This is a genomic window from Alkalihalobacillus sp. BA299 (genome assembly GCF_017745675.1).
Lineage (GTDB): Bacteria > Bacillota > Bacilli > Bacillales > Bacillaceae_F > Alkalihalobacterium.
Map to the genome: position 1 here is coordinate 48,243 of NZ_JAFLJM010000004.1, position 20,360 is coordinate 68,602.

At 35.9% G+C, this 20,360-nt stretch carries 18 protein-coding genes; 8 read left to right on the plus strand and 10 right to left on the minus strand.

Annotation, left to right across the window (positions count from 1 at the left end; all coding sequences use genetic code 11):
* Nucleotides 1–173 precede the first annotated feature (173 nt).
* From J0N78_RS06315 to J0N78_RS06330, 4 genes are all read right to left on the minus strand, one after another.
* On the minus strand, nt 174–914 hold the full coding sequence (locus J0N78_RS06315) for a metallophosphoesterase family protein (protein WP_209122190.1): 741 nt from the start codon (nt 912–914) through the stop codon (nt 174–176).
* A 27-nt stretch (nt 915–941) separates the two neighbouring features.
* On the minus strand, nt 942–1,742 hold the full coding sequence (locus J0N78_RS06320) for a S1C family serine protease (protein ID WP_209122191.1): 801 nt from the start codon (nt 1,740–1,742) through the stop codon (nt 942–944).
* Nucleotides 1,743–2,003: 261 nt separating this feature from the next.
* Nucleotides 2,004–4,490 (minus strand): U32 family peptidase, encoded by a 2,487-nt coding sequence (locus tag J0N78_RS06325; RefSeq protein WP_209122192.1) that lies wholly within the window; start codon nt 4,488–4,490, stop codon nt 2,004–2,006.
* Nucleotides 4,491–4,883: 393 nt separating this feature from the next.
* Nucleotides 4,884–5,066 (minus strand): hypothetical protein, encoded by a 183-nt coding sequence (locus J0N78_RS06330; RefSeq protein WP_209122193.1) that lies wholly within the window; start codon nt 5,064–5,066, stop codon nt 4,884–4,886.
* Here J0N78_RS06330 and J0N78_RS06335 point away from each other — a divergent pair.
* Nucleotides 5,046–5,429 (plus strand): DUF2512 family protein, encoded by a 384-nt coding sequence (locus J0N78_RS06335; RefSeq protein WP_209122194.1) that lies wholly within the window; start codon nt 5,046–5,048, stop codon nt 5,427–5,429. The two genes, J0N78_RS06330 and J0N78_RS06335, sit on opposite strands and share 21 nt — an antisense overlap.
* A 608-nt stretch (nt 5,430–6,037) precedes the next feature.
* The gene (locus J0N78_RS06340) at nt 6,038–6,898 is read left to right on the plus strand and encodes a sulfite exporter TauE/SafE family protein (protein ID WP_209122195.1); all 861 of its coding nucleotides are present in this window, start codon (nt 6,038–6,040) and stop codon (nt 6,896–6,898) included.
* Nucleotides 6,899–7,119: 221 nt separating this feature from the next.
* On the opposite strand, the gene J0N78_RS06345 is transcribed toward J0N78_RS06340, so the two are convergent.
* Nucleotides 7,120–7,482 (minus strand): hypothetical protein, encoded by a 363-nt coding sequence (locus J0N78_RS06345; protein ID WP_209122196.1) that lies wholly within the window; start codon nt 7,480–7,482, stop codon nt 7,120–7,122.
* A gap of 203 nt (nt 7,483–7,685) precedes the next feature.
* Here J0N78_RS06345 and J0N78_RS06350 point away from each other — a divergent pair, with 203 nt between their 5' ends.
* Nucleotides 7,686–8,210, plus strand: coding sequence for an arsinothricin resistance N-acetyltransferase ArsN1 family A (locus J0N78_RS06350; RefSeq protein ID WP_209122197.1), 525 nt, complete (start codon nt 7,686–7,688; stop codon nt 8,208–8,210).
* A 40-nt stretch (nt 8,211–8,250) separates the two neighbouring features.
* Here J0N78_RS06350 and J0N78_RS06355 read toward each other — a convergent pair whose 3' ends face one another.
* Together J0N78_RS06355 and J0N78_RS06360 are read right to left on the minus strand one after the other, a co-directional pair.
* The gene (locus J0N78_RS06355; protein WP_209122198.1) at nt 8,251–8,655 is read right to left on the minus strand and encodes a (deoxy)nucleoside triphosphate pyrophosphohydrolase; all 405 of its coding nucleotides are present in this window, start codon (nt 8,653–8,655) and stop codon (nt 8,251–8,253) included.
* A gap of 5 nt (nt 8,656–8,660) precedes the next feature.
* Nucleotides 8,661–10,730 carry an AMP-binding protein gene (locus J0N78_RS06360; protein ID WP_247747169.1) on the minus strand — a complete coding sequence of 690 codons (2,070 nt, stop codon included), beginning with the start codon at nt 10,728–10,730 and terminating at the stop codon, nt 8,661–8,663.
* A gap of 417 nt (nt 10,731–11,147) precedes the next feature.
* Here J0N78_RS06360 and J0N78_RS06365 point away from each other — a divergent pair, with 417 nt between their 5' ends.
* The 3 genes from J0N78_RS06365 (at nt 11,148) to J0N78_RS06375 (ending at nt 13,694) form a co-directional block, all read left to right on the plus strand.
* Nucleotides 11,148–11,690, plus strand: coding sequence for a YpiB family protein (locus J0N78_RS06365; protein ID WP_209122199.1), 543 nt, complete (start codon nt 11,148–11,150; stop codon nt 11,688–11,690).
* Between the two features lie 121 nt (nt 11,691–11,811).
* Complete coding sequence (locus J0N78_RS26115; protein WP_209122200.1) at nt 11,812–12,642, plus strand: site-2 protease family protein; 831 nt, start codon at nt 11,812–11,814, stop codon at nt 12,640–12,642.
* A 146-nt stretch (nt 12,643–12,788) separates the two neighbouring features.
* Entirely contained in the window at nt 12,789–13,694 is a 906-nt protein-coding gene (locus tag J0N78_RS06375) for a CobW family GTP-binding protein (RefSeq protein WP_209122201.1), read from the plus strand.
* Nucleotides 13,695–13,964: 270 nt separating this feature from the next.
* On the opposite strand, the gene J0N78_RS06380 is transcribed toward J0N78_RS06375, so the two are convergent.
* Nucleotides 13,965–14,168, minus strand: a complete 204-nt coding sequence (locus tag J0N78_RS06380) for a DUF6501 family protein (RefSeq protein ID WP_209122202.1) — start codon at nt 14,166–14,168, stop codon at nt 13,965–13,967.
* Between the two features lie 238 nt (nt 14,169–14,406).
* Here J0N78_RS06380 and J0N78_RS06385 point away from each other — a divergent pair, with 238 nt between their 5' ends.
* Nucleotides 14,407–14,643 (plus strand): transcriptional regulator SplA domain-containing protein, encoded by a 237-nt coding sequence (locus tag J0N78_RS06385; RefSeq protein ID WP_209122203.1) that lies wholly within the window; start codon nt 14,407–14,409, stop codon nt 14,641–14,643.
* Nucleotides 14,644–14,671: 28 nt separating this feature from the next.
* Nucleotides 14,672–15,700, plus strand: coding sequence for a spore photoproduct lyase (gene splB, locus J0N78_RS06390; RefSeq protein ID WP_209122204.1), 1,029 nt, complete (start codon nt 14,672–14,674; stop codon nt 15,698–15,700).
* A 443-nt stretch (nt 15,701–16,143) separates the two neighbouring features.
* Here splB and odhB read toward each other — a convergent pair whose 3' ends face one another.
* A complete protein-coding gene (odhB, locus tag J0N78_RS06395) occupies nt 16,144–17,361 on the minus strand; it encodes a 2-oxoglutarate dehydrogenase complex dihydrolipoyllysine-residue succinyltransferase (protein WP_209122205.1) in 1,218 nt (405 codons plus the stop codon).
* A gap of 20 nt (nt 17,362–17,381) precedes the next feature.
* A complete protein-coding gene (locus J0N78_RS06400; RefSeq protein ID WP_209122206.1) occupies nt 17,382–20,192 on the minus strand; it encodes a 2-oxoglutarate dehydrogenase E1 component in 2,811 nt (936 codons plus the stop codon).
* Between the last annotated feature and the right edge of the window lie 168 nt (nt 20,193–20,360).

Consider the following 20,360-nt stretch of genomic DNA (forward strand, 5'->3'; position numbering starts at 1 on the left):
TCTTTATTTAAAATAAACTCTCCTTCCTCCTCTGCATCCATCAATATTTGCATGCACCGTTCAAATTCGTTAGAATCTACTTTCATAGTAATCACCTCCTTTCATAATCACGGTTCACTTTAAAATGTATACCCACACCGGTTATAAAAGCAATAAGCGTAATTCAATCCTTATTAATCTTTTAGACCGCGATATCTTGCAGTCGTTAACTCTTTGATGTAATCTTCTAGTTCTGGCATATTTACATCCTTTGCTTGCTGTATAGCTAAATCAATATCGTAGGGAACTCGTACAAATTGAATCGAAAAGCTCCTTAATTGTTCTGACTGATATTCTCCCTCTAAAATCGCATAAGAAGCTTGCGTAATTTCTAACGGGTTTCCGACACTACCACAATTGAATAAAGTTTTACCTTGGAGATTTTGCACATATGCATTATGAACATCGCCATAGCCGACTACGTCTGGTTCTTTTTCATCAGCAAGGTTTTCAGTTAATTCCGAATTTGTGAAAAGCGATAAGCGTTTTTCTAGAGAATCCCATGGCTGAACTCGTTCAAAAACACTTCTCGGTGATGCATGAAATAAACGAATGAGCCTTCCACTCATATAAAAATCTACCGAGAAAGGTAGCTTTTTTAGATAATTCACTTGATCATTACGTAATTGCTGTTGATGCCAACGTAATGCTTCAAACTTTGGTTCCTTCGTAATAATATCATCCCAGTTCCCCATTACAACTTTCTCACAATTTTCTTTAATTATATCAATGGACAGACTCGAATGCGGCCCTTTTCCAACTAAATCCCCTAGACAAATAATATGTGTGATATGCCGTTTTTCAATATCCTTTAACACAGCATGTAATGCAGGAGTATTTCCATGTATATCTGATATAACTGCGATTTTATCCATCTAATCCCCTCTCTCCTTTTTATCTATCTATTCAAATACAAGTCGTTCTAATTCTTCATTAACATATTGAATAGGTACTGCTAGGCCGACAGAGCTTTCTTCATCCAGTAAACTTGGAACTGTTCGTGCATAAACTACCCCAATTACCTTTCCATTTTCATTGATAACAGGACTACCACTATTACCGCTATAGATCGGTGCTGATATTTTTAATACTTGTAATCGATCTTCATTTTCAATAATTTGTCCGTTTGTTACGATTTGTGAGTGCATCAATGGGTTGCCAATTACATAAATTTCATCGCCAATCTTGCCACTTTTATCTTCCAATGTAAGATATGGAACATCATTTGCTGAAACATGCACAAACGCTAAGTCTAGTTCTTCATTTGAATCAATAACAGTTCCTTCATATAAATCACCATTCGGAAAACTAACTATAAATTTTCCTTTTCCATCGATAACATGGTGGTTCGTAATAATCAATCCATCAGGTGAGACAGCAAAACCTGTCCCTTTTGCATGGTCAGCTTGAATCGTAACTACTGCTTCTTTATACAATTGAATATCTTCTTGCTCTGATAGTTCATTTGACTTTCGCAAAAATTGAAGTGCATCTAAACTAAACATATTGAACCAAACACCTAACACATTGATCACTAGAAAAAAAGATATAACGATAGCACCCGTTTTTATCATAAATGCTTTGCGTCTTTTTTGTTTCTCAACGCCTTCAGAATCTTCATCCTCTTCATCAAATAGGAAGTCCTCTGGTCGTGGTTCCTCATATTCATGTTCTTCTATATTACCATTTTCATTATCTTTCATTCGTTCCTCCACCCTCTATAAATACTATTCATATCATACCATTTTTATTTTAAAAACACGATTTATCGATGAAACTCAAATTTATATCTCCATATGTCAAAAAAAGGCTCTTTTCTCAAAGATTGTTGGTTTTAGCTTTTGGACCGTAAACCAAGCGGATGCTTGGCTCTTCACGCATAGCGTAAAAAATGGTCCAAAAGCAACAAAGTTTACGAAAACAGCCAAAGAAAAAAACCGATGAGAAAACTCATCGGCTACATATTACTTTTTAATCAGTTGTCCACGGGTTACTCCTAATTGATTCGTTGCTTTTAACTCTCTCCAAACACTACTTCCAGAACGTTTCCCGTCTAATGCTTCACGGTATAGTGAAAGAACTTCTTTTACTTTTTCACCTGTTTCCTCAAGAAACTCGACGCGATAATGTTGGATGCCTAATTGTAAAAATTGTGGCAAATACTCGGCTCCTGATTGTTCAATCGCATTATAAACGGTATTACGACATCCGATATCAACACGGACGGGATGAGAAAAGCCAACTCGGTCTTGAAGCGAAATTCGATGTTCTTCACAAGGACGTCCACAGTTTGTAAAGTCAGTACCTTCACTTAAAAATGTACAATATACACAATGCTCAGTATGGAACATCGGTAAATGCTGATGAATAACAAGCTCCATTTGATCAGTCGGGGATACTTCAAGCATATCAACCATTTGTTGTACATTTAAGTCGTACGAAGGAGTTACTCGATCCAAACCACGATGTATAAACAGCTCTGCTGCCTTGTGGTTCGCAATATTTAATGAAAAATCTCCAAACAGTGGGATGTCTAACTGTTGAGAAGTATAATACTGCACCGCTCCTAGGCTGCGTACAAGGATGGCATCTGGATTCGCTTTTAAAATTCCATTCAAGATCCCATTCTCTCCAGGCATGTGGATCCTTGGTGTCGCTAAAGCAATTGCTTTATTATATTTTCTTGCTACTTTAACTGCATCAGGATAATCGGTCGTAAACTCGAAGTCGGCATATACATAATGAACATCTGTCTGACAAGCCGCTTCCACTTGTTCCATCGTACGACATAAAGCGATTAGCTCACTATTTGCAACTTTTCGTGATCGATTTCTTTTTGCTGAAACAATATTGTCTTTATCATTAATTTTATATTGGCGAGGCTGTTCTCGAAGTTGTAGTAATTGCTCAGCCGCCACACGACGCATGCGATTAAGCTCTTTTACGGGAACAATTAATTCACCTTCTAATTGAAGCACTAATTGATTCAATTCATAGATTGTTCCGCCTAAACGACCCCATTGGTCTGCTAAATACTCTTTTGTTAGTGGACGTTTCATTGCTTTATCAAGCTCAACTTCTGAACGGACAATGACAGAATTACTGTTAACAAGATCTGTCCATTTCGTCACTAAAGGTTTGCCTATTTCGCCGCTAGCTTCAATGCTTACAGGGAAAAGCTTAAATGTCATTTCACCTTCATACGTTTTGCGGAGACGATTTTCAAGCTCTTGGTCACTCGTTTTCCAAATTTTATCGCCAACTTTAACCTTTGTTAAGTTCACATCGTGACGTCCAGGAACAATTTCGATTAAGCCAAAAGGCACTTCTCCCGGTATTTTTTCTCCACGTTTCCGAAGATCATACACTCGGCCGCCTTCTTCTTTTTCTTCTGGGCGCCCCGCATCAAATACGAGCCCATCACCACGTTTTAGCGGTGCTTCAAGATTACAAAGAACGGCATCTTTTAATACTTTTTTAACCGTACCTAAATAAACGCCACGTTTTTTCGGGAATGTGCCATCAAGAAGTTTTTTATGATTCGTCCCTTCTAAAAATCCATGTGTAAATCCGCGGCTAAAGCTTTGCTCTAATTCACGAATTTCTTCAACGGATGGACGGTAATCACTTCCAGCCATATATTCATCAATCGCTTTACGATATTTACTAACGACATTCGCCACATATTCTGGTGATTTGAGACGACCTTCAATTTTAAATGAAGAAACCCCAGCTTCAATAAGCTCCGGTACTAAGTCAATCGCTGCGAGATCCTTTGGTGATAAAACATAAGCGATGTTGCCCATTTCTTTTCTTTCTCCATCAACCATCAAGTCATACGGCAATCGACAGGCTTGTGCACATTCCCCACGGTTTGCAGAACGTCCGCCCCACATTTCTGACGTTAAACATTGTCCTGAGTAGGAAACACAGAGGGCTCCGTGAACAAATACTTCGAGCGGTGTTTCAGTCTTATTCGAAATCGATTTAATTTGTTTTAAGTTATTTTCACGTCCTAAAACAACAACTTCAATGTTATAAGGAGCAAGAAACTCAACAGCCTCCGCTGAAGTAACTGTCATTTGTGTCGAGCCATGAATCGGGAAGTCAGGAGACATTTCACGGATCATATGCATGAGCCCCATATCTTGGACGATCAACGCATCTACTCCCGCTTCCATACATGCAGTTACTAATTGTCTTGCATCTTCTAACTCATTTTCAAATACTAAAATGTTAAACGTTACATAACCACGTACATTATATTTGTGTAAATACGCCATAATATGAGGAAGCTCTTCGATTTGAAAATTATCGGCTCGGACTCTGGCATTATATTTACCAATACCAAAAAAAACAGCATCTGCCCCGTTAGCGACTGCTGCACGTAAACAATTCCAATTACCAACAGGTGCTAATAATTCAACGATCTTATGTGAAAAAGGATTCAAGAGTGAACCATCCTTTCATTTTTAAAACAGTATTTTTAATTTTGTAAAACATGATTTAAGTACCGTGAAAATTGAATGTCTTTAATCCTTCTGTAAAATTTAACATTAATAAAGAATAAACAAAGACTTATCTATTTTATACGATAATAACCGTATGTGTAAGCTTTTTATTTGGCTGTTTTCGTAAACTTTGTTGCTTTTGGACCATTTTTTGAAAATAAAATAGCCTTTTCAAGACAAATTCATTTGTCTGAACGGCTATTTTATTTTCAAAACCTTCACGCTATGCGTGAAGAGCCAAGCATCCGCTTGGCTTACGGTCCAAAAGCTTAAAAGCAACAATCTTTGAGAAAAGAGCTTTTTATTTTATCCAATAATTTTGACATGTAATACTCATTCACATACTCCACCTTTGGCTAAGATGTGTCCAATTAGCCGTCCGTCCTTTTCTGCTACTAGTATGGTCGAATATTGTTCCTTTAAAAACACTTCAATCATTTTTTCAATAAGTTCGCTAACCATTGTACATACTAACGATAATGAAAAAATTAAGGAGTGGTTATTATTTTTAAACATTTAAACCCTATTTTAATCAAAATGGCTATGACACTCATTGTACTACTTCTTGTTATGTCCGTCGCCTATAACTACCCCGTTTGGACACCGATAGGTATCGGAATTTTAGTTGCAGCAGTAAGCTATGCTGTTGGGGATTTGTATATTTTAAAAATTTCAAACAATGTAGTTGCCACTTTAGCTGATTTATTCATTGCTACTTGGCTCATTTGGATCATCGGACCACTATTACAAGGCCTGAGAATTCCGTTTTTCGTCGCCTTTATTTCTGCTTTGCTCATTACGGGAGGAGAATGGTTCTTCCACAAATACATGGTGAACTATAGAAAAAATATCCATCATAACCCTAAGTATCCAAACTAAAACGGTGTCAGGGACCTATCGCACAGTACTTTGTGAAAGGTGCCTGACACTACTCTATTAATATTTTTTCTTATCTTAAGTGTGTAATAAATTACTAGATTTCTACATAGGCTAGAACAAACCATTTAGGAGGTAATCTCATGATTGCGAAATGGAAAGGCCTAGACCGACAAGAAAAAACCTTAGTTTTAGGGATGTCTTTATCTATCGCTTTCTTTCTTTTTATGAGTGCAGCAAAATACATATAATTGCACTATACTATTCTGCACTAACTTGAGAGTCTCTAATGACCTGACAAATTTCATCCTCTTCTGCTTTATTACTTGCTTCATCTGAAAATTCGATTGAATCAGACCATACTACATATTATGAAAAGTAGATTCCCAAATAAGAGTATGATCCACTTTTCACTTCCCGATTCTTGCACTAGAAAGATTCTTGCATTAGAAAATAGTAAACAGGTACAATGAAGATATTACTACTGGGATAATTTATGTGTGATTTTCTTCTCGCTTGTCTCGCTAAATAAAATTTGCCATAATTTCATGCTAGCTTAATATTCAGTTCATGTTTTGAAGTTATTTTTTTAAATAGGAGAGGAGGGTTTTATGGAGCTAGTCATATTTGCTATTATAGGTCTTATTATTGGAACATTTTCCGGTTTGTTTGGTATTGGCGGAGGTGTCATATTAGCACCCTTATTACTTATTTTAGGAACCCCACCGACAGTAGCCATCGGAACGAGCTTAATGCTATCATTATCCACATCTTTATTCGGGACTTTTGCTCATTTACGGTTAAAAAATATTCGCTGGAAAGAAGCGAGTATGATTTCTATAGCAGGGATCATTGCTGTTCAAATCACTCAACCATTTGTCCTTTTTCTAGAAAGGCACCGTCTGGCCGAAGTCATTATTCCATTCGTTTTTATTATACTTTTACTTACCTTTGCTTCTTTTTTGTGGATCAAACGCCCTGTAATAAAAAATTTATCAGAGCAACGTAAACCATTTTTGCCAGCATACATATATTTTATAGGAATTGGATTAATCGCAGGTATGTTTTCTGTTATGCTAGGAGTAAGCGGAGGGTTTATTATTGTACCTCTTTTAATTGGATTACTGAAATTTCCTGTAAGTGTTGCGGTCGGGACAAGTCTTGCATCAGTTGTACTCATAGTTCTTGTCGGTTTTGTTAAGTACTCGTTAACAACATCAATCGAATACATGGTAGGGCTTGTGTTAATTGCAGGAACCTTTTTCGGCAGTCCATTAGGAGCCAAATTAACCAATTTCTTTAATAATGATGAAATGAAAAAGCTCCTTAGCTTTCTTTACTTAGCGTTAGCTTTAAGTATGATAATTCGGTTATTCCTTCCTTCTGAATTTGGTATTGTCACATTATTGATTTACTTCCTATGTTTTATTATTTTTCTCTTTTATAAGTGGAAAACCCCTTTAACACAATAAACGAATGTTAAAAGGGGTTTTCTTCATTTTATAAGGCTCTTTTCTAAAAGGTTGTTGCTTTTAGCTATTGGACCGTTAACCAAAGGAAAGCTTGGTTCTTCACGCTTTGGCGTGAAGCCTTTGAACATAAATCAGCCAGATGGACAAATGAATTTGTCCATTAGGGCTGATTTATGTTCAAAAAACGGTCCAATAGCAACAAAGTTTACGAAAACAGCTTTTTATAAAGATAAAGTGTTAAAAAAATGTTGAATGTATCTATAGCTTTGTCCAAAATCACCTAAAGTACCTTGTTTTGAACAATGTACATCGATCGCACAATTGACCGGATCAATCTTGAAAATAGAAACGACCATTAAGAATGGAGTTCCTTGTACTTTTTCAATAATCAATTCTCCACGTTCAGTATCTACTTTTTTTATTTTCCATCCTGTGAACTTTTGGTTGATTGACCTTGTAACGTGCTCAATCATCGCTTCTCGACTTTTTCGATAATATCGTGTTTTTAATTCGGGTACTTTGGGTTGTTCACTTGTTTCTTCTGAGCTTTTCCAAATTCCGACGATGGTTCTCATTACACTCAATAAATGTTCCTCCCCTGGTTGATATGCGGTTCCTATTATGTATAACTTTAGCCTATAAACGTAAGGAAAAAAATATTATGATACGATTATACAGTCAACCTCTATTTTAACGACTACTAATCATATATTCAAACTATTTCCTAAGTTATGTTATTGTTAACATACATAATTGATTAAAAATAAACTGAAAGGACATAAAGGCTATGGAAAAGCAGATTTTGACACGACTAGCTATCGAAGGAGACTTAGAAGTAATACGTATCATTTATAATCAAGGAATAGAAGACCGAATTGCTACATTAGAAACAGACACTAAAGACATTACATATATGAAAGAATGGTTTACCAAACACCAAGGGAGATATTCTGTTATCGTCGCTGAAATAAATGGTAAGGTTGTCGGGTGGGCTTCTCTCAATCCGTATTCAACTCGTTCTGCGTATGATGGAGTTGCCGATTTGTCAATTTACATTCATCGTGAATATCGCGGCCAAGGTGTTGGTAGCAAACTATTGAAGAGCTTAGATCAAATTGCAAGGGCCAATCATTTTTATAAAATAATCTTATTTACTTTTCCACATAACGCGCTAGCACAAGCTCTCTATCGAAAAAATGGCTACCGCGAAGTCGGTATTTTTTATAATCAAGGGAAATTAGACGGTCATTTTGTAGATATTATGGCAATGGAAAAATGCTTCAATTTACAAGGTAAAACGGTAGCTCAATAAGAGATGCCGTTTTCTTCATACATTACTATGATTCCGACCGCTAATCCCTGATTCCCACGTTTTGTTGGAGCCATTGAACTGTTGGAAGATCCGCAGGTGCCCAGTTCAATTTATTAAGCTCAGCAACACTTACCCACTTTAACTGCGCATGCTCCCGGGCCACTGGTATCCTGTCAATAATGTTAGCGATATATGTATGTAAATGAACGACTAAAGACTCATTTTGATAATGTGTATCTGCTATTTTTTCTTTCACGTGTATCGAGCAACCCAGCTCCTCATCAATTTCTCGTATTAATGCTTCTTCTTTATTTTCTCCTTTTTCTATTTTCCCTCCAGGAAACTCCCAGTGATTTGGCATAGACATCGTCTTAGATCTTAAAGCACAAAGAATTTGATTGCTTTCATTAATGATCACTGCTCCAACTACTTCGATTGTCTTCAAATATATCACTCACTTTTTGCTAATTGCTCGAGTTTAACATAATCTGTTTTCCCACTACCTAATAGAGGTATCTCCTCAATCTGCATTACCTCTTGTGGAATCAGTAATGCCGAATGTTTTTGAGCTTTGACAAATCGCTTTAATTCACGCATATTAAATTCTTCATGATTCGTAAATAAAACGATTTTTTCACCTTTTCGTTTATCACCAATACTGACCGCAGCAAATCCAATATCATCAAAGCACTGAGCTACAATTTCTTCTACTAAATTTAAGGAAACCATCTCCCCACCAATTTTCGCAAACCGTTTTAATCGTGATTTAATTGTGATGTACCCATAATCATCAATTTCAACGACATCCCCAGTATCATACCAATCGTTAAATGGTACAAATCCTTTCCCGTGAATTAAATATCCTTTCATTAAGTTAGGTCCTTTGATTAATAAGCTTCCACCTTTTTCAATACCTTCGACCTTTTGTACTTTGTACTGAACTCCTGGAACCATTTTTCCAACTGAATGCTCTTTAGTATGCATTGGCGTATTGACTGACAAAAGTGGAGCTGCTTCTGTGGCACCGTAGCCTTCTAAAATTCGGATTCCAAACTTTTGTTGGAATAACTCCTTGATTTCCTCTTTAACACTTTCAGCACCAGCAATTGCATACCGAACCGTTTGAAAGTCAAATGGGTGGGCATTTTTCCCATACCCATTTAAAAACGTTGGTGTACTTAGTAAAATCGTAATATCTTCATTATAAATAATCTCTGGTATTACTTTATATTGGATCGGTGATGGATGAATCACAACAGGAATTCCTGCTAAAAGTGGCAGGAACGTCCCGATCGTTAACCCAAAGCTATGAAACATCGGTAACGGATTCAACATTCGATCGCCTGAATGTAAATCGATGATCGATAAAGCTTGGTGAATATTTGCGTAAATATTATCATGCGTTAATATAACACCTTTTGGTTTATTCTCACTTCCTGAAGTAAATAAGATCACTTCATTTTTGGAGTGAACTGATCTCTGTGAACTCGCATGTTTTTTTAATCCAACTATTTTATCTTTCGAACTTAAACTTTCTTTTACTTCTTCAAGGTAAATAATAGATAGTCTATTTTTCTCAAATACTTCAATCATTTCCCCTAGCTCAGCTTTTTCTATAAACAATTTAGACGTTAAAATCGTGTTTACATTTGCCGTTTCACAACAATCGATTAATGTCGATTGACCCATTGTAAAATTTAATATCGCAGGAGTCACTCCAATTTTAAATAAAGAAAACAAACACACGGCTTGCCCAATTGAAGAAGGTAAAAATACTCCAACTCTTTCTTCCTCTAGCATCGTTTCTAGCTTAGAGCTTAATACTTGAACACCTAGTAATAATTTTTTGTATGTTAAAGCATTTGTAGGATCTTTAATGATGACTTTGTTCGGATCGAACATTCTCGATGCTTCTAGCAATTCATTGAATAAATTAACATTATATTTATACATCGACTTTGCATAGAGTTCTGTCATCTTCTGATAGATCATTGAAGAAGCCAATTCTTTTTCATTCACTTCTGGTTTCTTTTGAATATTAAGTTGAAATGGTTCTCCAATATGTATTGCAGCATCTTTATCCGAAAAAGGATTTAATGAAGTAAAACTAATCATCTTTCCCTTTCCATCATTTGTTTGAATGATGACTGGATAGATTGTCGCTTCTGTCCGATTAGCTATAAAGGCTACTTCTTCATAAATTTTCATAACATTCCCGAACCGAGAAACTCTTAATTCCGGAAATAAAAGGACAGGCTCTTCCGCTTCGATAATTGAGATTATTTTTTTTAGTGCATCAGGTGTTATTTCTTCAAAAAGTGTAACTTTCCGTCCAACTAAATTCTTTTCAGCTAACTCGTATTCTCCTTTATTAAAGACGAAAAAATGTACATGTAATGGCAATTCACGATGTAAATAAACCAAATCATTTTTAGAGACATGGTTTGACATATAAATAACGCGATTCGTTTTAGATTTTTCTATATTTTTTTCTTTTTTCTTTTTAAACAATCCAAACAATGGAATAACCTCCTGCTTCGTCCACCTACCGATGTAGTAATTACATCCATTATAGTATTTTAAAGGTAAATTGAAAAATGTCACCCTTACATAAACGCATTGTTATTTTGTTGGTTTATATATAAGTAACCATAACCATAAAGTTTAAAATACATCAGCGATTTGCTCTTCGTTCATCTTCATCCCTACACACCTAGTATTGGACAAAGACATCTCCATTTAAACGTCATAACTCCCGGCGCAGAGCACGTAGTAAATTAATAAAACGTTTGAATACTGAGTTAGCTTTATTATCTCTGAAACTGTCAACCAGTTTTTTTAAAATTTATTGTTAAAAAATCTAACAACCAATTAGTCTTAGCCCTCTATTTTTTAGTATAATAATATGATCATAGTTTTTTCCAAGGGGTTTTTTCAATGAGCAAATGGGTTTCTGCGAACGAAAAAAAAGCTTTCTTACAATGGTTTTTAGAAAACCATCGCTTAAAGAAAGCAGATGCAAGAAGATTACTAGAGGTTATAATTAAAAATTTTCATATATTAGAAAATGTCCATTTTACGGATGAATTGAAAGCCAACAGAAGAACCGTTGTTATTTCTAGTATTAACTCAGACGAAATTGGTTTTAAATACTATCAATCAGGACGCGTATACGATGAAGTTGCTGTAGCTTATAGTGAAATAATGAGTAATCCAACTGAACCCGTCTATTTGTTACTACATTTTTACGGTAAGCTCAATAATCATCGCTATCTGCAACTTATTGAAAATAAAGCAATCGATAATATTAGACGTTATGAATATTATGAGAAAGTCACTAAACAAGCAGAGAAAGTCATTGAACAATCGTTAGTTCAAAATAAAAAAGAAATGTTACTACGCCAGATTGATAAAGCTTTAGATGAAAAAAATGAAGAGCTCTTTAAGCAGCTAGTACAGCAATTAAAAAACTATGAATGATTTCGTTCTAGTTCTCCCTTTGCATCATATGATGAAATATAATTGTCATCAGGATGTTTGGAAATGATTTCACCTCTTCATTAATAATGCATTGCTAATGGGGATAAGGGGGGACTAGAATGTGACTTTATATGAAATCTTCCTAATCCTAAAGTTAATTTTAGCGGTATATTTTATTCTTTTTATTCATAAATGGGGGCATTATTGTTTTGCACTTCTCTCAGGAATAAAAGTTAAGGAATTTAATGTAGGGCGTGGCCCATTACTCTATCGGACAATCATTAACAACTGCCAATGCTCTTTTCACTTAATACCCGTTAGCGGAAAAATAACAGTGGATCTAGAACAATTTCAACAAACAAGCTTCACTGTTAAATTAGGATACCTCCTAGCAGGAGCTATAGCAAATCTATTCCTTTACTTACTTTGCTACGGTTATTTTAGCTACCAGCAAACTGAAGCTTTTTTCAATGGTGTTATCCAAGCTTTTAAAGGAATTTATCATCTTCTATTATTTATACCTTCGATTAAAATTACAACGATATATTCCCCTGACCGTGACTTAATTGGCCAACTCGAATTGTATAATTCACTAGCTCAACTAATGGATAGTGCGATTTTAGGTATAGCATTACTTAGTTTACTTTATGCAATGATTAACCTCCTTCCGATTCCCGGACTAGATGGTGGTGGAATTATATTATTATTTCTTGAAAAAATCGGGAGCTGGCTCGGTATTAAGGAGAGTTTAGTACAGAAGTTTGTTAAAACGTGCCTTATCGCAGGAACATTTTTACTTTTTTCACCTTTTATCATAAACAACTTATGGTCTATTCGGTTAGAGCTTAACCTTACTATAGTAGAGATGAGCTTATGGATTAGTTTATTTATTAGTATTATTATGAATATCCAAATTTTTTTAGAAAAACAAGATGTAATAAAGAAACGTTGAGTGAATGGCCTTTGTTTTAAACAATTTACAAAACGAGAGTGTCTCCAATAATTCTTTAGAGTCACCCTCGTTGTCTAAATACAACTACATATCAACTAGTGTATAATAAAATTACCTTTTAACTTGAACATACGAGGAGTTATTTGATGAACCAAACAGAAATATACATACTCTCTGGATTTTTAGGAAGTGGCAAAACAACGTTATTGAAATCCTTATTAAAGCATGAAAAAGAAGCTGGGAGAAATGTTGGAGTCGTGATGAACGAAATTGGCAAAGTTTCGATTGACAGTTCTGCCATTTCTAATGACTTACCGTTGAAGGAATTACTAGACGGCTGTGTTTGCTGTACGATTATCGATCAATTTGAAGAACAACTAGGGAAACTACTTGAGGAAAATTTGCTCGATGCCATTTATATTGAAACAACTGGCGCTGCCCACCCATTAGAAGTATTTGACGCTTGCCTGTCCCCTTCGATTGCACCTAAAATTAAAATGAAAGGGATTATTACAATCATTGACCTCTCACTTTGGAACAATAGACATCATCTTGAGCCTACAGTAAAAGAGCTGATTGTAGAACAAATAAGGCATGCCGACTTATTACTATTAAATAAAAGTGATCTCACTAACGAGAGTTCCCATTCATCTATACTTTACTCCATTCAGGCGCTAAACAATCGTGCATTGGCTATTCTGACAACAAATGCCGATATTAACCCTTCTGTCATTACTGGCATTTCACTAAATGCAAAAGAAGAAAAATCAACTGTAACAATCGACAAGTTAGCATTGCAAACCTATGTCTATATGTTCAAATGTCCCATTAGTCATGAAAGGTTTGAGCAATTTATTACTGCTCTACCTAATTCAATCTACCGTATTAAAGGATTTATTCGTTTTAAGGAATCTGACCTCCTATATTCGTTTCAATATACGAACGGGCAACCCATTTTATTACCTGATATGATGAATTATCCTACAACTTTAGTATTTATCGGTACTCATATTGACAAAGAGAAGCTCAGGCACTCATTAGAAAAATTGTAAAAAAAGACTGGCTCTAGTGTTGCACTTAACACGATACTTTAACAATACCGTTTAAGTACGTAACACATCGAGTCAGTCTACTTATTTTTTAAGGCTGTTTTCGTAAACTTTGTTGCTTTTGGACCGTTTTTCACGCTATGCGTGAAGAGCCAAGCATCCGCTTGGCTTACGGCCCAAAAGCTAAAAGCAACAATCTTTGAGAAAAGAGCCTTTTTTAAATAAATCTAAAATTCAGTCGTATAATATACAACTGAAATGAAACCAACCTTTTTATACCTCTTGAAAATAATCTTTGTAGTACCCGCCCACTTTTCCTGTGTTATCGACGACAAAGTAAAATTCTTCCGTTTCATTTTTTACATCGTACACTTTTTCAGCAGTTAACGCACGGTTTACCATATATTTTTTTGCATTCGTATGTACGCATTTTACTTTTTTGATTGTTTCGCTTTCAGTCCAAGTTTGATGAATCATGACATATCCTCCTTTACATACAATTACCTTTATCATACCAAAAAAGGAGAACGGATAGAACTGCTGTTACAAAATCACTTCATCGATATCATTTAACGAATATCTATAACTATTTTTTCTTGTTTTATTATGACTATACATTTTGACAAATTTTACTTTTTGGTTAAACAAATAATTCAATGACTAAAGGTAAAATTACTATTACAGTAATTACTTATTGAAAGGGATGAAACAGATTATGGATATACATGAGTTACAAGCTGGGGATTCAGTTTATGTCATCTATCGCAATCCCCATACACAAAACGTTGCAACTATACAAGAAGCAACGATCACTGCTAACCCTGAAAACCCCCAAGAGTTATCCCTTTTTATGTATGATACATACTACCCTTTATCTGATGAGTATGCGATGTATAAAACGGCTCAAGAAGCCAAACAAATGTATGAGTATTATTTTGGCGCTATGATGTAACGTAATCCCTTACTGAGGAAGTGACTCCATGATTAAGCCCTTCATACCTCAACTTGTATACATTGAAACTCAGGCCCTTGCCTATCCACTTGGGAATGAACTTAAGAAAAAATTTGAATCTATGGGAATAGAAATACGAGAAACAACTTCACATAATCAAGTTCGGAACATTCCTGGTGACAATGACTTACAAAAATATCGGAATGCTAAATCTACATTAGTAGTTGGTGTCAGACGAACGTTAAAGTTTGATACATCAAAACCCTCCGCTGAATATGCAATCCCCTTGGCAACTGGCTGCATGGGACATTGTCATTATTGTTATCTACAAACAACGATGGGAAGCAAACCATATATTCGTACATATGTGAATACGGATGAAATCCTCGTTGCAGCACAAAAATATATGGACGAACGTGCCCCAGAAATTACGCGCTTTGAAGCATCTTGTACATCAGATATCGTTGGTATCGACCACCTCACTCACTCGTTAAAACATGCGATCGAATTTTTTGGGAAATCTGATTTGGGTAAATTACGCTTCGTTACAAAATTTCATCACGTTGATCATTTGCTCGATGCCAAACATAATGGGCGAACTCGATTTCGTTTTAGCGTTAATGCGGATTTTATTATTAAAAATTTTGAGCCTGGAACATCTCCCCTACAACAGAGGATCGAAGCAGCAGCCAAGGTTGCTATTGCGGGTTACCCATTAGGTTTTATCGTTGCACCTATTTACATTTATGAAGGTTGGCAAGAAGGCTACGAAAAGTTGTTTGTAACCTTAAACGAAACGTTGCCAGATGAAGCTAAAAAGGATGTCACTTTTGAATTAATTCAACACCGATTTACAAAGCCAGCTAAACGAGTCATTGAAAAAAATTACCCGATGACGAAACTGGAATTGGATGAAGAAAAACGAAAGTATAAATGGGGTAAATACGGGATTGGCAAATATGTATATCAAACCGATGAACAAGAACAGTTAAAAGAAACACTACATGGTTACATTCATGAATATTTCCCTGAAGCTAAAATAGAGTACTTTACTTAGCAAAATTTGTATTATAACAGAAAAGAAAAAATAAGTTTTAAATACTACAAGAAATGTTTACGGATAACCTCATTAAGTACTAAAAAAGCCGTCTTGTTAGACGGCTTTTTTGAGGTAAGTATGTGATATATGGTGAAATGGAAATTAGACAACAAGTTTAGTTTCGAGCGTAGTAATCATTGATCATATCAAGGATTGTTTGCTCTTCCTGTACCTCTTCGAATTGCCCTTTATTCTTACTCTCAGTAGATTTCCTCATCTTAAACAACTCCTTGTTTGATTTTTTTGTTTATTCACTTTTCTTGTTTTCTATTATATTATCACTGTTATATAATAGTCAACTATTTTCTGAATTTTGTTATAATACATTTGTACCATTTTTACTGTATCCTTCCAAAAGAAAACCTCCATGCTCTAAAAAAGAACATGAAGGCTGTGATTCCTTAACTTTGCAGCATTATCTTTTCCGGGCTTTCTATGAGCTCTTTAACTTTAACAAGAAAACTGACTGCTTCTTCACCATCAATAATTCGATGGTCATAAGAAAGCGCAATATACATCATCGGTCGGTTTTCCATCCGTTCTTTGTCTATAGCAACGGGTCTCCACTGAATTTTATGCATCCCTAAAATACCGACTTGTGGTGTATTTAGAATAGGTGTTGAAAGAAGGGAGCCAAATATACCTCCGTTTGTAATTGTAAATGTTCCGCCTTGTAAATCTTGAATTTTTAAAGAGTGATTTCTTGCCGCTGTCGCAAGTCTTGCAATCTCGCTTTCTAATTGGCCAAAGTCTTTTTTATCCGCATTACGAACAACAGGAACGACTAAACCTTCCTCTGTTGAAACGGCAATTCCAATGTCGTAAAAGTTTTTCTTTATAATATCAGTACCTTCAATTTCTGCATTTAACAAAGGATATTTTTTCAAAGCTGCGATTACGGCTTTTGTAAAAAAAGACATGAAACCTAATTTTATTCCATACTCAGCTTGAAATTCTTCCTTATGACGGGATCTTACGTCCATAATCGCTGTCATATCTACTTCATTAAAAGTTGTTAACATCGCCGCAGACTGTTGAGCTTGAACGAGACGTCTTGCAATCGTTTGTCTTCTACGAGACATTGGAATACGTTCTATGTCATCCCGATCTTCTTTGACTACCGTTTGTTTATTCGTACTTGATGGTTTCTCTTCTTTTAAGTGCGGTTGTTCATAGCGTTCAATATCTAACTTTCTTATTCTACCTAACGGATCATGAGCTGGTATTTCATCAAGGTTAATCCCCTTCACTCTCGCTAGCTTGCGTGCAGCTGGAGAAGCGATGGGTTGCTTGTGCTTATCCTTGTTAGCTATTGTTTCTGCCTGCTCTTTTTTTATATCGTCATGAAGTGCTATTGTATGATCCATCTTTTGTTGTTCACTGTTATTCTGCTCTTCTACAATGGCAATCGTCTCACCCACATGTACAGTATCCCCTTCATTTTTAATATGCTTTTTTATTACACCAGACACTTCGCTCGTAATTTCTATATTTACTTTATCCGTTTCAATCTCAACAACGTACTCGCCTTTTTCAACAACATCACCAGGTTGCTTTAACCATTTGGCAATCGTTCCTTCAGTTATCGATTCAGCTAGCTCAGGTACTTTTATTTCCACCTTAGTATCTCTCCTTTCGCTTAGAACTGTATCGCTTCATAGATAATTCGCTCCTGCTCTTTTTTATGAACGTTAGGATCTCCTTCCGCTGGGCTCGACCTTGATATTCTACCAATATACTTTACAGGCACATTTTGAAGCAGTGCTCTTAACCTCGGCTCAATATATGTCCATACACCCATATTTTTAGGCTCCTCTTGTACCCAAAGTATTTCTTCGATAGAAGGAAGTTCACTAACGAGCACCTTGAGTCTATTCTCTGGAAAAGGATAAAGCTCTTCAATTTGGATATGATGAATGTGTTTTCGTTTGTTTTCTGGTAGCTTTTCTATATTTTCAATGAGTTCTACACCAATTTTACCTGATGAAAACACAATCCTTTTTATATCTTCTTTAGACCGGTGCGAAGAAGTCGTCTGTAAAAAGGGTTGGAATGAACCTTCACTCAAGTCAGTAATAGTCGAAGCTGTCCTAGGATGCCGAAGCATACTTTTAGGTGTCATTACAACGAGTGGTTTTACTTCTTCCACCTTAAGAGTTGCTGCTTGCCGACGAAGTAGGTGAAAATATTGAGCGGCCGTCGACACATTCGCAACTGTCCAGTTCTGTTCTGCTGATAGTTGTAAAAACCTTTCTAACCTTGCGCTCGAATGCTCTGGTCCTTGACCTTCATAACCGTGTGGTAATAGCAAAACGAGACCAGATTTCTGCCCCCACTTCGCTTGACCTGCCGATATAAATTGATCAAATAATACTTGAGCTGAGTTTGCAAAGTCGCCGTATTGTGCTTCCCAAAGAACTAATGTTTCCGGTGCAAAAACATTGTATCCATATTCAAATCCAACAACTGCCGCTTCAGAAAGGGGACTATTATGAATCGCAAAGGACGCTTTCGCTTGAGGGAATATATGAAGTGGTGAATATGCTTCCCCTGTGTCTCGATCGTGTAAAACAAGATGTCTCTGTGCAAATGTGCCACGTTCAGAATCCTGTCCTGTAATTCTCACAGGAGTTCCATCGCTTAAAATTGTTGCAAAAGCTAGCGTTTCGGCAAATCCCCAATCTATTTTCCCTTGCCCATCAAAGGCTTGAATTCTTCTTTTTAATATTTTCTCTAACTTTTCATTGATATTGATCTGGTTTGGCCAAGTTAATAATGCCTCATTTATTTTCTTTAAGGAATTAGCTTCTACTTTCGTTTCAATGTTCGGAAGGCCATCTCGAGTACTTTTTAGACCAGCTACCTCACGTTTAGATTGTTTTATTTGTTTCATTTTTTCATAGGCACTTTCAAGGTTTTCTTGAATAGAATACTCTATTGCTTTAATCACATCATGGGTTATCCAATCGTTTTCGAGCAAATAATCACCGTATTTCGTTCTTACTGTCGGGTGCTGACTAATTGCTGAATACATTTTCGGTTGTGTCATCATCGGTTCATCCATTTCATTGTGTCCGAAGCGCCGATAGCCGACTAAATCGATTAATATATCTTTTTTAAAGCGTGAACGATATTGAAAAGCTAAGTGAATTGCTGCTAAGCAAGCCTCGGGATCATCTGCTTTTACATGAACAATTGGTATTTCAAAACCTTTTGCTAAGTCACTTGCATATCGTGTCGATCGTGAATCTCGCATATCTGTTGTAAATCCGATTAAATTATTTGCAATGATATGGATCGTTCCACCCGTTTGATAGCCTATTAACCTACTTAAATTTAACGTTTCAGCTACAATTCCTTGACCTGGAAAGGCAGCGTCACCATGAATTAATATCGCAAAAGCTTGCGATGAGTCTTGTGAAGGGTTTCCTTTGTTTGTACGGTCTTCTTGAGAAGCTCTCGTAAAACCTTCGACAACAGGATTAACAAACTCAAGATGACTAGGGTTATTAGCTAACGTTAACTTCGCATGCTCTGTTTTTCGATCTGATAGTTTTCGATTTGCACCTAGATGATATTTCACATCCCCTGTCCATCCGTAATTAATCCCGATCGATCCTTCTGAAGGTACGAGTTTTTTATTTGGAGCATGTAAAAACTCTGCAAAAATCAGCTCATATGGTTTCCCTAACACGTGTGCTAAAACGTTTAGCCGACCTCGGTGTGCCATTCCAATCATTATATTTGAAACACCTTCTTGTACAGCTTCTTCAACTACACAATCTAACATCGGAATAAGAGTATCCAGTCCTTCAATCGAAAAGCGTTTTTGGCCTACAAATGTCCGATGTAAAAATTGTTCAAATGCTTCAACTTCTATCAACCGTTCTAATAGTGCTTTTCGTCCTTCACTAGAAAAGGGACGGTATATTGCACCCGACTCAACCATTTCAGTTAGCCATTCACACTCATACTCTTCATGAACATGACTAAATTCAAAGGCTAATGTTTTCGTATAAACTTCCTTTAAATAATCAATCGCCTCTTTTCCATTTGTTACATCAGTTGGTGCATATGGACATATTAATGGATAAGGAATCTTCAATAAGTCTGCTTCTGTCAACTGAAATCTCTTTAAATGAAATTTATCGGGCTCTTTTTTAACGATTGAAAATGGATAAATATCAGCTATTATATGTCCATTTTGTCTAATTGCATCAGCAAGCTTCATAGCAGAAGCTACTTTTTCAAAATTCAACGAAGGTAAAGAATCTTCCGTTTTATCTTCCTTGTTGTTTTCTAGATTGATGGTTTGAAGCCATTTTATAATGTCCTCATCCACTTCAGTCTGACCAAGGCTATTTTTTTCATATTGTTCTATAATATAGCCAAGATTCGGCCCGTGAAACTGTTGCCAAAGCTTTTCTTGCTTTGACTGATCTCTCGTCATTTGTAACCCTCCATCATAAATCCATATTTTTGAAGGTCATGCAAAGAATTTGACTATCATTATAATGAATACATAAATACAATAACCGTTATGCCAAAATTAAAACTTTATTTTTTACTTAGTCGAAATTTAGAAGTTTTTCATTTTCAAATTCATTTTTATAGTACA